This window comes from Nioella sp. (assembly GCF_964229645.1).
Classification (GTDB): Bacteria; Pseudomonadota; Alphaproteobacteria; order Rhodobacterales; family Rhodobacteraceae; genus Nioella.
In genome coordinates this window covers 1-13,082 of the sequence record NZ_CAXREX010000293.1, presented here as the reverse complement: position 1 = coordinate 13,082, position 13,082 = coordinate 1, and the positions used below count along the sequence as shown (strand labels likewise).

The window sequence follows — 13,082 nt, the reverse complement described above, 5'->3', positions numbered from 1 at the left end:
ACTATTCCGGATATGGCCCGAAAAACCGTTGGGAGCATGGCTTTGGCCCGTGTAATCACACTGCCATGACGTTCGGACGAAGCGGGCGCCGAGACGGCCTGCACTTCACCAGAACCCGTGGCGGCTGGATGCCGGTCATGGCGCTGTTCCTTCTGGCCTTCGTGCTGCGCGCACTGGGGGCCGATTACGGGTATCTGCACGGGGACGAGCCCATCGGGGCCGCCGCGCGGGTCCTGACCGGCGAACTGGTGCCCGAGCAGCATTTCTACCCGCCCCTCGTGAATTACCTGACCGCGATCGGCTTTGCCGGGCTCTACCTTCTGGGCCTCGTGCTGTCGTGGTGGGACGGGACGGATGGCTTTCGCGCGCAGTATTTCGCGGACCCCACGGTCTTTTACGTCACCGCGCGGCTGATGACGGCGGCGGTTGGGGCGCTGTCTGCCCCGCTGGCCCATGCGATTGCGCGCAGGCTCGGGCTGTCGCAGGGACTGGCGCTGGCGGCCGGGCTGATCCTGGCGCTTTACCCGCTTGGGGTCTACATGGCCCATATTTCCAAGGGCGACGTCGCGCTTGCCACGGCGGGGCTCGCGGTGATCTGGGCGCTTCTGGCGCGGCTCGACCAGGGGCGGCCCGGTTGGGGGGATGTGGTGCTGGCGCTTTGCGTCGTGCTGGCGCTCAGTTTCAAGCATTCGATCCTGTTCATCCTTGCGCCGCTGGCCTTTGGCACGGCTGTCCTGGTGACGCGGTCAGAGGGGCCCGTGTCCATGCTGCGGTCTCTGGCGCTGGTCCTGGTGACGGGCGCGATCATCTGGCCCGTGCTCAATATCGGGATCGTGCTCGATTTCGAGAATTTCCTCGCCTTTCAGCAGATCCAGGCGGTGATGTCGCTGCGCATGGAGGAGGGCGCCGTTGCGGGGCTGACGATGCTGGCCCGGCGCGGGATCGACATGGTGCTGGGGCTGAACCCGGTGCTGGCGGTGGCGGCACTGATCACGCCGCTGATGCTGGCCTCTCGCGACTGCAGCCTGCGCCACAAACCGGCGCTTGTCCTCGTGTGGCTCTCTATCGTCGTCGGCACGCTCGCGGTGGCCGCCATGTCGGGCAGCCGCCAGCCCGAACACCTGTGGATCGCCAATTTCGCCGGGCTGGCCCTGCTGGCAGCCCTTGCACTGGCGGGGCTGGTGCAGGGCGGAGAGCGGGCGTTGCGCCTGGGGGCCGGGGGCGTGCTGGTGGTGGGGACGGCGCTTTTTGCCATCGGTGCGGCAGAGCCTTTGCGCCAGGCCATGGCAGAGCCGCAGCGTCTGCGCACCGATGCCTATATCGCCGAACACCTCGCCGAGGACCGGATCCTGACGATGGTCGATATCGGCCTGCCGCAGCGGCGCGAGGCGCAGTCAATGCAACTGGCGCGCTGGCAGCGCCTGGCCGAGCGCTACGATGTCGAGATGCCCCAGATGGCCGAGGAACGGATCATCCGGGAAAATGCCCCCGGCGCCGTCTTCTACATGGCGATGCCCACGGTGATGTACGGGCTTGAAAGCACCGACGAGGAAGCGGTGGATTACGAGGTGCATCCCCATGCCTGGCCGCCGCAGCGCGAGGAATGGCAGCTCGATTACTGGATCGACCTGGGCTTTAGCGCCTTCGTGGTGTCGAACCTTGGCTACCACCTGAACGAGATCGACTCTGCGCTGATGCGCAATTTCTTCGCGGACCTGGTCGAACGCTGCGAGATGGAGGCGCGTTTCGACCCGGCAAAGCCGCTTTTCCTGGAACGGGAAGTGTCGATCTTCCTCTGCCCGACCGGGGCCTGAGCCGGTCCATCCGCGACATCGGCAAGGTCGCGCATGGGCGGGACGGGCCCTTGCCGCGCTTCCTAGCCTGACCCCATGCACACACAACGTCCCCCCGCGCGATGACCGACGCATCGCTCCGCCAATCCTCGGCTATCAGCCATCAGCGCGGCCTTGTCTTCGTCTTCCTTGCAGGCGTCTTTTGGTCGACGATCGGCCTGGGCGTGCGCCTGATCGAAGAGGCGACGGTGTGGCAGATCCTGCTGTATCGCTCGATCAGCCTGTCGGCCTTCCTTTACGTGGTCATCCGCCTGCGCACGGGCGCAAGCCCCTTTGCCTTCCTGCGCCACGCGGGTCCGGCGGCGGTGATCGGGGGGCTGGCGCTGGTCGCGGCCTATTCGGGCGGGATCTACGCGATCCAGGCCACTTCGGTCGCCAATGCCATGCTGCTTTTTGCCTCTGCGCCGTTCCTCGCGGCGGTGCTGGGCTGGCTGGTGCTGCGCGAGCCGGTGCGCCGGGCCACGTGGCTGGCCATCGCGGTGGCCGTGGGCGGTATCGGTGTCATGGTGGCCGACAAGAATGGCGGGGCTGCGCTTGCGGGCAGCCTTGCGGCGCTTGGCTCGGCCTTTGGCTTTGCGGTTTTCACGGTCACCTTGCGATGGGGCAAGGCCGGCGAGACGCTGCCTTACGTCTTCCTCTCGGGCCTTTTTGCCATCGCGATCACGGCGGGCATGTGCCTGGCCTCGGGCCTGCCATTGGTCCTGAGCCCGCATGACGGGGCTGTCGCCCTCGGCATGGGGGTCTTCCAGGTGGGCACGGGGCTGGTGCTTTACACGCTCGGCTCGCGCACCGTGCCGGCGGCGGAACTGACGCTGTTGTCGCTGGCCGAGGTGCTGCTCGGGCCAGTCTGGGTCTGGCTTTTCCTGGGGGAAACCGCGACGCTCAACACGCTTCTTGGCGGGCTTATCCTGCTGGCGGCGATCGCTGGCAACGCGCTGTCGGGCATGCGGCGCAGACCGCCGCCCATCACGACGCCCTGATCAGGCGCTGAGCGGGGCAGGCTCGGCCGCCAGCGCCGCGCGAAGGCGCGCGTGATCGGTGACACGCCTTCCGGTGAAGATCTCGAAGGCATCGACGCCCTGGTAATAGTAAAGCTCGTAGCCCGAGATGAACCGTGCCCCCGCTGCTTCGGCCTGCGCCCGGAACGGGGTGTCGACGGGTGTATAGACTGCGTCGAAGGCCCAACGGCAGCCTGGAAAGCCCCCTTGGGCAACGGGCGAGCCGCCATAGCCCACCATGCCAAGCGGCGTGCAGTTGATGACGCCATCGGCTCCGGGCAGGTCCGACAGGTCACCGACCCTCGCAAGCGCCGTCCCATCCGCGTTGAGCACATCGGCCAGCGCCTCGGCCTTGGCCCGGTCCGGGTCGATGAAGATGATCCTCTCCGCCTTGAGGCGCTTCAGGGCAAAGGCCACGGCCTTGCCCACGCCACCGGCGCCGAACATCACAACGCGACCGGGGGGCAGGTCCGGGAAGGCCGCGCCATAGGCGGTCACGAAGGCGCTGAAATCGGTGTTGAAGCCACGCGGCCCATCGGCATCGAACCGCACCGTGTTGCAGGCACCGATCCGGGCAATATCGGGGTCGTCGATGCGTAGCCGGGATACCACCCGTTCCTTGTAGGGCAGGGTGACGTTCACCCCGTCGAGGCCGATCTCCTCCACATGCTCGAACACCTCGCCAAAGCTCATGCCAAGGGCGGGCGGAATGAACAGCTCGTAGCTCACCTCCAGCCCGGCCATGCGTCCGGCCAGCCTATGCAGGGCAGGGGCGCGCGAGGCACGGATATTGTCGCCGATCAGCCCAAGCCGGAAGCGCGTCTTGCCCATGGCCTACCCCTGGTAGCCCAGAAGGCGCGGCAGCCACAGCGTGAGGTCCGGGAAGAAGATCAGCGCCAGCAGCGCCAGCACCAGAACGCCCAGGAAGGGCCAGATCTCGCGGATGATCTCGATCAGCGGAATGCGCGTGACCGCGTTGATGACGAAAAGCAGGATGCCATAGGGCGGGGTGATCAGCCCGATCATGCAGTTGACCACCGCCACGACCCCGAAATGCACCAGGTCGATGCCCAGTTCCCGGCAGGTCGGCAGGAATAGCGGGATGATGACCAGGATGATGGTGGTCGCATCCAGCACGCAGCCCAGGACCAGGATCAGCAGGTTCACCGCCAGCAGGAACACGATCGGCGATACGTCCAGCCCCACGAGCGAGGTGGCGATCATGTCGGGGATGTTTTCCGAGGCGACGATGTAGTTGAGAATGAGCGCCCCGCCGATCACGAGGCCAACAGCCGCCGACGAGCGCGCGCTGTCGACAAGGATGTGGTAGAGCGCGCGGAAGGACAGCGCCCGGTAGAACAGCCCCGCCAGCAACAGCGCATAGGCAGCGGCGACGGCAGCGGCCTCGGTCGGCGTGGTGACGCCGCCATAGATGCCGTAAAGCAGGATCGCGGGCATCAGAAGCGCAGGGAAGGCATTGGCCGTGTGGCGCGGCAGTTCCGACAGCGGCACCGGCTCTTCCAGCGCGAAGTCGCGGCGGTGCGAAATGAAGCTGTTCATCGCCATCAGCACCACGCCCATCAACAGGCCCGGCAGGATGCCGCCCAGGAACAGGTAGCCGATCGAGCTGTTCGAGACGAGCGCATAGAGCACCATCGGGATCGAGGGTGGAATGATCGGGCCGATGGTGGCCGAGGCGGCGGTGATCGCGGCGGCGTAGCCTCGCGTGTACTGGCCCGAGCGGGTCATCATGTCGATGATGATCTTGCCGATCCCGGCCGCATCAGCCACGGCAGAGCCGGACATGCCCGAAAAGATGAGCGAGGCCACCACGTTCACATGGCCAAGCCCGCCCCGGAAACGCCCCACGGCGGCCACGCAGAATTGCAGCAACCTGTCCGAGATCGTGCCCGCGTTCATGATGTTGGCGGCCACGATAAAGAGCGGCACGGCAAGCAGGACGAAGCTTTGGTAAAGCCCGGCCAGGATCTGCTCCCCGGCCAGTGCCAGGTCCTGGCCCGACGCGCCGAGATAGACCAGTGCGCCGACGAAGATCGCGTACGCGATCGGGGTGCCGATGGCGGCCAGCGTGAACAGGGTCAGCAGGCACAGGGAAAGCTCGAAACTCATCAATCTTCTCCGACCTGGATTTCATGGGCCTCGGTCGGCGCACCATGGCGCAGCACCTTGATGAAGGCCCAGGCCTGGCGCAGGGCCACGACGATCATGAACAGGGCAAAAACCGAATAGATCGTGCGCATCTTGATGGTCAGCCGTCCGCCCGGCTCGACCCCGATCCACGAAAGCGCCTGCCAGTCGGGCCATGTTCCGCGCAGGGTGGCACTGCGGCGAATGCGCAGGAAGTCGATCCAGTCCCAGGTTGGCAGGAACGAGACCACCATGCCGATGACGATCGCGGCGGCAGAGACGAGCGCAAAGACCTTGCGCGGACCGTCGGGGACCGCGAGATAGAGGATGTCGAAGGTCACGTGATCGCGGTCGCGCACCACGAAGGCGCAGCCGAAGAACACGATCCAGACCCACAGCGCCTGGCACAGTTCCAGCGTCCAGCCGAAGGGCTGCACCATGACGTAGCGCGAATAGATTTGCAGAAGGAAGGTGCAGAACATGGCCGCCAGCATCAGCGCGGCCAGCCCCTCGGTCCCCTTTGTGAACCATCTTGCCAGTCGGTGCATGGCGTCCTCCCGTTTGCGTGCAGCTTTCCCGTCGTCAGTCTGCCCTGCGGGCGGACCGGTGCAAAGCGGTTCGGGATCGGTGCTGAGTGGAAAAGGGGCCGGCCGCGCGGTCGCGGCCAGCCCCCGGCAGCGTCGGGCTTATTCGCCCAGTTCGTTGATGCGTTCCAGAACGCCCTCGGGCCAGGTGTCCGAGAAGTCGCTTTCCAGATACGCGGCCTGCACGGTTTCGCGGAAGGCAGCGAGGTTGGGTTCATAGACTTCCAGGCCCTGTTCGCGCAGGAAGCCGGCCAGTTCCTCTTCCATGGCCAGCTGGCGCTGACGGCCGAATTCGGCGGCATCCACGGCAGCCTGGCGAACGCGCTCCTGCTGGTCCTCGGACATGCTGTCAAAGACTTCGGCCGAGATCGCCACGTAGTTGAGGTCAACCAGGTGCGAGGTCAGCGCGATCTGGTTGGTCACTTCGTAGAAACGGGCATCGACCACGGTCGGCAGCGGGTTGTCCTGCCCGTCGACAGCGCCGGTTTGCAGCGCGGTATAGACCTCGGTGAAGGCCATCGGGGTCGGCGCGGCACCAAGGGCGCGGCCCAGGAACTGCCAGGCTTCCGAGCCGGGCATACGCAGGTTCACGCCTTCCAGATCGGCGGGCGTCATGACTTCCAGCTCTTCGCGGGTCTGGCGCAGGTTCACGTGGCGGCGGCCAAGATACATGACGGCCAGCAGTTCCACGCCGAGCGTTTCGCGGGCGGCGGCAGCGAAGTTGTCGAACACGTCATCGTTGAACACGGCAACCTGGTGGGCGGCGTTCTGATGCACGTAGCCTGCGGTGAAGATCGAGAATTCGGGGATGTATTCGGCCAGTTCCTGTGCCGAGGTGATCGACATTTCCAGGTTGCCGCGCGCGATGGCTTCCAGTTCGGTGCCCTGCGCGAAGAGGGTGCCGTTGTAGTGCGGCTCGAAGCAGGCGAAATCCGCGACGCCGGGGCCGAAAACCTCGGCCATGGCGACGGACCGCTGGTCGGTTTCGGACTGAACGGCCGACAGGCGCAGCTGGATGCAGTCCTGTGCCATCGCGGTGCTTGCGAAACCTGCTGTCATGGCGACGGCGGCTGCGGTCGCGAACAGGCCACGGCGGGTAAGCGAAGTGGTCATTTGTATCCTCCCTAGATGTCTCCTGTCGGGCCTCCCGCCCGAATCTGACGGATACCGCTATCGCATGGGCAGACGAAGAAGTCCAACAAAAACGATTTTTCGAACCTTTGTTGACGGAGAGGTGGGCGCAAGCGCGCCCCCGGCGCGTCGGGCCAGAAGGAGAGACGACCAAATCTGGGGGAAGGGCTCAGCCCTGGTAGTAGCTCAGGCAGTGGTCGACACCGCCTTCGATATGCTGGCGCAGGATCGCCTCGCCGCGGGACGCATCCCGGTCAAGGGCAGCGTCGAGCAGTTGCTTGTGTTCGGCGGCGGCGGCATCGCCTCGGAAGGTCAAAAGCCGCATCTGGTAGCGCAGATACTTGTCGAACACGGTGCCATGCACCGACAGCAGCTCGGGCGAGCCGCAGGCCTGGATCAGCGCCTGGTGGAATTCCCAGTCATGCTGCTTCCAGGCTTCGCGCGCCGAGGAATCCCCCGCTTTCATGCGCTCTTCCATGCGGTGCAGCTTGTGATGGGCCGAGACGATGCTGGCTTCCCACTCGGTATCTCCCTTCTGGAACGACAGCCGAAGTGCATGACATTCCAGCAGGATACGCAGTTCCGCGATCTCTCGCAGGCCCGCCTCGGACATGTCCGCCACGTAAAAGCCGCGCTGGCCTTCGCCGGTGGCAAAGCCTTCGGACACCAGCCGCACCAGCCGTTCCCGCAGCGCCGAGACCGAGCTGCCATAGCGCTCGGCCAGCGGCGTCAGCCGCAGCCGTTCCCCGGCCGGCAAGCGCCCGAAGATGATGTCGCGACGGATCGCGTAATAGACATCCTCGTCGGCTGTGGGCGTATGGTGCAGGTCCTGCATCGGGTTCCCTTGATGAGCGATCATTCCTTACCTGCACGGGGCAGGGCGTTCAATGCATCTGCGACCTGCATACAGCATTTTCAATCTTCTTGCAAAAAATCGATTTAACTGCCATTTCTCGTCTCGGAGAGGACGAATCCCTTACATGCCAGCCCTGACCGATCATAGCGCCCGTGGCGACGCATCCAAGAAGACACGCGCCAGCCGCGTCGCCGAGGAATTGCGCCGTGCCATCCTGGCCGGTGATTTCGCGCCGGGCGAGAAGGTCAATCTCGACCAGATGCGTGCGCGATTCGGCGTGTCGCTGTCACCGATGCGCGAAGCGATCTCGCGCCTGGTGGCCGATGAACTAGTCCAGTTCGAGGATCAGCGCGGCTATCGCATCGCGCCGGTGTCGCGGGCGAACCTGGCCGAGGTCACACGGCTGCGCGCGGACCTCGAATCCCTGGCCCTGCGCCATGCTATTGCCGCCGCCTCGATCGAGTGGGAGGCCGACCTTCTGGCCGCACTTCATCGCAGCCGCCGCGACGCCCATGGCGATACCGAGGCCGCCTGCGGCACGTTTCACGCGGCGCTCAGCGAGGGCTGCCCGCTGCCCATGCTGGTGCGCTACTGCGCGACGCTGCGCGCGCTGCATCTGCGCTATGGCCATCTTCTGGGCTTTACCGATCCCGGCCGCGATTTCGGCGCGGAACATGCCGCAATCGCCGAGGCCGCCATCGCGCGCAATGCCGAGCTTGCGCCAGCGCTTCTCAAACAGGATATCGAACGCACGGGCCGGCGCATGACCGGCCTCATGCCCGCAGATGACCCGGACCCGAAAAGGACCGCCCCATGAGCAAGACCATCTACATTCTCAACGGCCCCAACCTGAACCTCCTTGGCAAGCGCCAGCCCGAGATCTACGGGCATGACACGCTGGACGACGTGGCCCGCAATTGCGCCGCCGTCGCCGCGGAATTCGGGCTGGAGACCGATCTGCGCCAGTCCAACCACGAGGGCGAGATCATCGACTGGATCCACGAGGCGCGTGAAAAGGCGGCGGCCATCGTGATCAACCCGGCGGCCTACACCCATACATCAGTGGCCATTCTGGATGCGCTCAACACCTTCGAGGGACCGGTGATCGAGGTTCATATCAGCCAGGTCCACAAGCGCGAGCCGTTCCGCCATCATTCCTATGTCAGCCACCGCTCTGACGCGGTCATGGCGGGGTTCGGCATCGGTGGCTACGCGCTGGCGGTGCGCCATCTCGGCCTGACACTTGGGGGCTGACATGGCCCGGATTGCCGTTGCCGGGGCGGGCCTGATCGGACGCCGTCATATCGAGGCCATCGCGCTTGCGGGTGGGGCAAAGCTTGCCGCCGTGGTCGACCCGACCGACGCTGCGCGCAGCATGGCCGAGGGGCTGGGGGTGCCGTGGTTCGCCGATCTCGACGGTCTTTTTGCAGCGGGGCAGGCCGAGGGCGTGGTGCTGGCGCTGCCCAACCAGGTCCATGCCGAGACCGCGCTGGCCTGTATCGCGGCGGGCCTGCCCGCGCTGGTGGAAAAACCCTTCACCGATGACGTGGCCTCGGGCGAGGCGGTGATCGCGGCGGCCGAGTCTGCGGGCGTGGCGCTGCTGACGGGGCATCACCGGCGCCACAATCCGCTCATTCAGAAGGCGGTCGAGATCGTGGCAGGCGGCGAGTTGGGGCAGTTGACCGCCGTGCAGGCGCAGACCTGGTTCATGAAGCCCGAGCATTATTTCGAGGTCGACTGGCGCCGCCGCAAGGGCGCGGGGCCCGTCTATCTCAACCTGATCCACGACATCGACCTGTTGCAGGCGCTGTGCGGCCCGGTGGCCTCGGTCCATGCGATGGAAAGCAATGCGCTGCGTGGCAACGAGGTGGAGGAAACCGCCGTGATCCTGCTGCGCTTCGCCTCGGGGGTGCTGGGCACCGTCAATGTCAGCGATGCCGCCGCCGCCCCCTGGAGCTGGGAACTGACGGCGCGGGAAAACCCCGCTTACCCGGCAACCTCGGAAAACTGCTACTGGCTCGGCGGCACCAAGGGGTCGCTGGCCCTGCCCAATCTCGCGCTCTGGCGGCACGAGGGCGAGCAGAGCTGGTGGAACCCCATTGCCGCCACGCGCCAGATCTTCGGCTTCGAGGATCCGCTGGTGCGCCAGATCCGTCATTTCGCCCAGGTGATCCGGGGCGAGGCCGCGCCACTGGTGACGGGGGCGGACGGGCTTGCCGCGCTCAAGGTCATCGAGGCGGTCAAGACCTCGGCGCGCACGGGCCAGACGGTCGAGATCGCCTAGCGTTCCCCGCGCCGGTAGGGGGCCATCAGGGCCGCCGGAACCTCGGCCCGGCGGGCCACGAGGATGAGCGCCACGATCGACAGCACGTAAGGCGCCATCAGGAAGAGCTGGTAGGGCACGCCCTCGATCGCCGTTTGCAGCCGCAGCTGGTAGGCGTCGAAGAAGGCGAACAGAAGCGCGCCGATCAGCGCCTTGCCGGGCCGCCAGCTGGCAAAGACCACAAGCGCGATGCAGATCCAGCCGCGCCCCTGCACCATGCCGGGAAAGAAGCTGTCGAAGGCGGCCATCGTCAGGAAGCTGCCGCCCACGGCCATCAGCGCCGAGCCCGCCACCACCGCGCCGATACGGATGCGGATCGGGTTGAGCCCCTGCGCCTCGACCGCGTGCGGGTTCTCGCCCGTCATGCGAATGGCCAGCCCAAGCGGCGTGCGCGCCAGCACATAGGCCATGACCGCCACGGCCAGCAGGGCCAGGTAGGTTGGCAACGCCTGTGAAAAGAGGATCGGTCCCAATACCGGAATGTCGGACAGCACGGGGATGTCGAGCGCACGGAAGGGTTCGATCGTCGGGGGCAGGTCGCCCACCTCGACCAGCAGGCGGTAAAGGTAATAGGTCAGCGCCGAGGCAAAGAGCGTGATCCCCAGCCCCGACACGTGCTGCGACAGGCCAAGGGGCACGGTCAGCCCGGCATGCAACAGCCCCATCAACGCCCCGCAAAGCGCCGCCACAAGCAGCCCCACCAGCAGGGGGGCGCCCATGTAGACGGTCAGCCAGCCGGTCATCGCGCCCATGGTCATGATGCCTTCAATACCGAGGTTCAGAACGCCCGAGCGCTCGCACAGAAGCGCGCCGAGCACTCCGAAGATGAGCGGCGTCGCAATGCGCAGCACGGCCGCCCAGAGGCTGGTATTCAACAGAAGGTCAATCGCGTCACTCATCGGCGCACCCGGTAGGTTGTAAAGAGAAGGGCCACGATCATGGTCAGAAGGCATAGCGCCACGATCACATCGGCGATGAAGCTGGGAACGCCGGTCGCGCGGCTCATGGCATCGGCGCCCACGAAGACCGTGGCCACGAAGACGGCAGCGGCGACAACGCCCGCAGGATGCAGCGCGGCCAGCATGGCCACGACGATGCCCGCGTAGCCGAAGCCCGGGCTCATCGTCGTGGTGACGCCCGCCGTGACGCCCATCACCTCGACCGACCCGGCAAGGCCAGCCAGCGCGCCGGAGAGCAACGCAACGCCCATGATGGTCTTTGGCAGCGAAATGCCTGCGAAGGCAGCGGCAGAGGCATTGAGGCCAGCGGCCCGCGTTTCCGCGCCGAAGACGGTGCGCGCCAGCACCAGCCAGACGGCCCCGGCGGCGGCAATGGCAAACAGAAGCCCTATATGCAGGCGCGTGCGCGGCACAAGGTCGGGCAGGCGGAAATCGCCATCGACCGGCACCGATTGCGGCCAGCCGAAGGCCAGCGGGTCGCGCATCGGGCCTTCGATCATCAGCCCCACGAAGAGGATCACGATGAAGTTGAGCAGCAGTGTCGTCACCACCTCATCCACGCCAAAGCGCAACCGCAGGAAGGCAGGCCCCGCCAGCAGCGCGGCCCCCGCCGCCATGCCCGCCAGCATCAGGAGCGGCACGCCGATCCAGCCCGGCACGCCAAGCGAGTGTCCGATCCAGGCGGTGGCCAGCGCACCGACGAAGAACTGCCCCTCACCGCCGATGTTCCACAGCCGCGCGCGGAAGGCGACGGCTGCGGCAAGGCCGGTAAAGATGAGCGGTGTGGCGCGGGTCAGCATCTCGGTGATCGACAGGCGCGAGCCAAGCGCCCCGCGCAGCATCTCGCCATAGGCGGTGATCGGGTTCACCCCGGCCGCCGCAATCAGGCCGGATGCCAGCAGAAGCGCCGCGAATACCGCCGCAAGCGGGGCAATGATCACCAGCGAAAGCGGCACATGGGCCCGTCGTTCAAGCCGCATGATCGTCCTCCGTCCAGACACCCGCCATCATCAGGCCCAAACGCTGCGGATCGGCCTCGTCGGCGGAAATGGGTTCTGACAGGCGGCCCTTCACAATGGCCTGAATACGGTCCGACAGGGCCACGGCTTCCTCCAGCTCTTCTGATATAAGAAGGATCGCTGCGCCTTCGGCCCGCGCGGCCAGCAATTCCGCATGGACGGCGGCAATCGCGCCCTCGTCGAGTCCCCGCGTGGGCTGGTTGGCCAGCACGAAGCGCGGCCCGTTGGACAGAACCCGCCCCAGGATCAGCTTTTGCATGTTGCCCCCCGACAAAAGCCGGGTGCGCGTCTCGGGCGTCGCGCCGCGAATGTCGAACCGCTTGATCAGCTCTGCCGTGTAGCCCCGCGCCGCGCCTTGCCTGACGAAGCCCCGGCGCGAGAAGGCGGGCGTGCGCAGCCGTTCCAGCACCGCGTTTTCCCAAAGGCTGAGCTCGCCCACCATGCCCTCGGCATGGCGGTCCTCCGGCACGCGGCCCGCGCCCGCCCGGATCATGCCGCGCGGGCCCAGATGACCCACGTCCTTGCCCACCAGCGTCAAGCTGCCCGCCGCCGGATGCGCCAGCCCAGACAGAAGCGCGCCGAGCGCGGCCTGCCCGTTGCCGGAAACCCCGACGATGCCCAGGATCTCGCCCGCATGAACGGTAAAGGTCACATCGTCGAGCCGGGTCTCGCCGCCCTCTTCGACGCGCACACGCTCGCCCACCAGGACCGGCGCGCCGATCTCGTGATCGTGGCGCACGGGGCGTTCCACCTTGCGGCCAACCATCAGTTCGGCCAGCTCGCCGGGGCTGGTGTCCGAGGTCTTTCGTTCGGCCACCATCCGGCCGCCCCTGAGCACCGCGACCCGGTCCGAGGCCGCCATGACCTCGTGCAGCTTGTGGCTGATGAAGATGAGAGAGAGCCCCTCCCTGGTCATGTCGCGCAATGTCTCGAACAGCCGCTGCGCCTCGGGCCGCGCCAGCACCGCCGTGGGCTCATCAAGGATCAGCACCCGCGCGTCACGATAGAGCGCTTTCAGGATCTCCACCCGCTGCCGTTCGCCCACGCTCAGCGAACTCACCTTCGCCTCGGGCTTCACCGGCAAGCCGAAGCGGTCGGCGATCTGCATCAGCTTCCTGCGCGCGGCCCCCCGGGCCGATTTCAGCCGCGTCAGGGATTCTGACCCCAGCATCACGTTTTCCAGAACCGTCAGGTTGCCCGCCAGCGTGAAA

Annotated in this window: 13 protein-coding genes; 5 read left to right on the top strand and 8 right to left on the bottom strand. The window is 66.4% G+C overall.

Annotated elements, in window-relative coordinates; all coding sequences use genetic code 11:
- The first annotated feature begins 65 nt into the window (after positions 1 to 65).
- Both ACEQXV_RS18720 and ACEQXV_RS18715 read left to right on the top strand, forming a co-directional pair.
- Positions 66 to 1,814 carry an ArnT family glycosyltransferase gene (locus tag ACEQXV_RS18720; RefSeq protein WP_370270437.1) on the top strand — a complete coding sequence of 583 codons (1,749 nt, stop codon included), beginning with the start codon at positions 66 to 68 and terminating at the stop codon, positions 1,812 to 1,814.
- A gap of 101 nt (positions 1,815 to 1,915) precedes the next feature.
- On the top strand, positions 1,916 to 2,833 hold the full coding sequence (locus ACEQXV_RS18715) for a DMT family transporter (RefSeq protein WP_370250872.1): 918 nt from the start codon (positions 1,916 to 1,918) through the stop codon (positions 2,831 to 2,833).
- Here the strand turns inward: ACEQXV_RS18715 and ACEQXV_RS18710 are convergent, their stop codons facing one another.
- The 5 genes from ACEQXV_RS18710 to ACEQXV_RS18690 form a co-directional block, all read right to left on the bottom strand.
- On the bottom strand, positions 2,834 to 3,682 hold the full coding sequence (locus ACEQXV_RS18710) for a shikimate dehydrogenase (RefSeq protein ID WP_370250873.1): 849 nt from the start codon (positions 3,680 to 3,682) through the stop codon (positions 2,834 to 2,836).
- Between the two features lie 3 nt (positions 3,683 to 3,685).
- Complete coding sequence (locus ACEQXV_RS18705; protein WP_370250874.1) at positions 3,686 to 4,981, bottom strand: TRAP transporter large permease; 1,296 nt, start codon at positions 4,979 to 4,981, stop codon at positions 3,686 to 3,688.
- Entirely contained in the window at positions 4,981 to 5,547 is a 567-nt protein-coding gene (locus ACEQXV_RS18700; protein ID WP_370270435.1) for a TRAP transporter small permease, read from the bottom strand. The genes ACEQXV_RS18705 and ACEQXV_RS18700 overlap by 1 nt, the downstream gene beginning before the upstream one ends.
- Before the next feature lie 138 nt (positions 5,548 to 5,685).
- Positions 5,686 to 6,696, bottom strand: a complete 1,011-nt coding sequence (gene dctP, locus ACEQXV_RS18695; RefSeq protein ID WP_370270434.1) for a TRAP transporter substrate-binding protein DctP — start codon at positions 6,694 to 6,696, stop codon at positions 5,686 to 5,688.
- Positions 6,697 to 6,883: 187 nt separating this feature from the next.
- Positions 6,884 to 7,549, bottom strand: a complete 666-nt coding sequence (locus ACEQXV_RS18690) for a GntR family transcriptional regulator (protein ID WP_372526193.1) — start codon at positions 7,547 to 7,549, stop codon at positions 6,884 to 6,886.
- Between the two features lie 145 nt (positions 7,550 to 7,694).
- Here ACEQXV_RS18690 and ACEQXV_RS18685 point away from each other — a divergent pair, with 145 nt between their 5' ends.
- From ACEQXV_RS18685 to ACEQXV_RS18675, 3 genes are read left to right on the top strand one after another with little or no spacing between them, the layout of a single operon-like run.
- Complete coding sequence (locus tag ACEQXV_RS18685) at positions 7,695 to 8,387, top strand: GntR family transcriptional regulator (protein ID WP_370250878.1); 693 nt, start codon at positions 7,695 to 7,697, stop codon at positions 8,385 to 8,387.
- Entirely contained in the window at positions 8,384 to 8,824 is a 441-nt protein-coding gene (gene aroQ / locus ACEQXV_RS18680; protein ID WP_370250879.1) for a type II 3-dehydroquinate dehydratase, read from the top strand. Before ACEQXV_RS18685 ends, aroQ begins: the two co-directional genes overlap by 4 nt.
- A 1-nt stretch (position 8,825) precedes the next feature.
- Positions 8,826 to 9,854 carry a Gfo/Idh/MocA family protein gene (locus ACEQXV_RS18675; protein WP_370250880.1) on the top strand — a complete coding sequence of 343 codons (1,029 nt, stop codon included), beginning with the start codon at positions 8,826 to 8,828 and terminating at the stop codon, positions 9,852 to 9,854.
- Here the strand turns inward: ACEQXV_RS18675 and ACEQXV_RS18670 are convergent.
- From ACEQXV_RS18670 to ACEQXV_RS18660, 3 genes are all read right to left on the bottom strand, one after another.
- Positions 9,851 to 10,792 (bottom strand): ABC transporter permease, encoded by a 942-nt coding sequence (locus ACEQXV_RS18670; RefSeq protein WP_370250881.1) that lies wholly within the window; start codon positions 10,790 to 10,792, stop codon positions 9,851 to 9,853. The two genes, ACEQXV_RS18675 and ACEQXV_RS18670, sit on opposite strands and share 4 nt — an antisense overlap.
- Positions 10,789 to 11,832: an ABC transporter permease gene (locus ACEQXV_RS18665; RefSeq protein WP_370250882.1), complete on the bottom strand. Its 1,044-nt coding sequence runs from the start codon at positions 11,830 to 11,832 to the stop codon at positions 10,789 to 10,791. Before ACEQXV_RS18665 ends, ACEQXV_RS18670 begins: the two co-directional genes overlap by 4 nt.
- On the bottom strand, positions 11,822 to 13,082 hold a 1,261-nt coding region (locus tag ACEQXV_RS18660), incomplete at its 5' end, for an ABC transporter ATP-binding protein (RefSeq protein ID WP_370270431.1). The genes ACEQXV_RS18665 and ACEQXV_RS18660, both read right to left, overlap by 11 nt.

Coding starts and splice junctions, on each gene's coding strand:
- ACEQXV_RS18720 (WP_370270437.1), top strand. CDS start 66: ATGACGTTCGGACGAAGCGGGCGCCGAGACGGCCTGCACTTCACCAGA.
- ACEQXV_RS18715 (WP_370250872.1), top strand. CDS start 1,916: ATGACCGACGCATCGCTCCGCCAATCCTCGGCTATCAGCCATCAGCGC.
- ACEQXV_RS18710 (WP_370250873.1), bottom strand. CDS start 3,682: ATGGGCAAGACGCGCTTCCGGCTTGGGCTGATCGGCGACAATATCCGT.
- ACEQXV_RS18705 (WP_370250874.1), bottom strand. CDS start 4,981: ATGAGTTTCGAGCTTTCCCTGTGCCTGCTGACCCTGTTCACGCTGGCC.
- ACEQXV_RS18700 (WP_370270435.1), bottom strand. CDS start 5,547: ATGCACCGACTGGCAAGATGGTTCACAAAGGGGACCGAGGGGCTGGCC.
- dctP (WP_370270434.1), bottom strand. CDS start 6,696: ATGACCACTTCGCTTACCCGCCGTGGCCTGTTCGCGACCGCAGCCGCC.
- ACEQXV_RS18690 (WP_372526193.1), bottom strand. CDS start 7,549: ATGCAGGACCTGCACCATACGCCCACAGCCGACGAGGATGTCTATTAC.
- ACEQXV_RS18685 (WP_370250878.1), top strand. CDS start 7,695: ATGCCAGCCCTGACCGATCATAGCGCCCGTGGCGACGCATCCAAGAAG.
- aroQ (WP_370250879.1), top strand. CDS start 8,384: ATGAGCAAGACCATCTACATTCTCAACGGCCCCAACCTGAACCTCCTT.
- ACEQXV_RS18675 (WP_370250880.1), top strand. CDS start 8,826: ATGGCCCGGATTGCCGTTGCCGGGGCGGGCCTGATCGGACGCCGTCAT.
- ACEQXV_RS18670 (WP_370250881.1), bottom strand. CDS start 10,792: ATGAGTGACGCGATTGACCTTCTGTTGAATACCAGCCTCTGGGCGGCC.
- ACEQXV_RS18665 (WP_370250882.1), bottom strand. CDS start 11,832: ATGCGGCTTGAACGACGGGCCCATGTGCCGCTTTCGCTGGTGATCATT.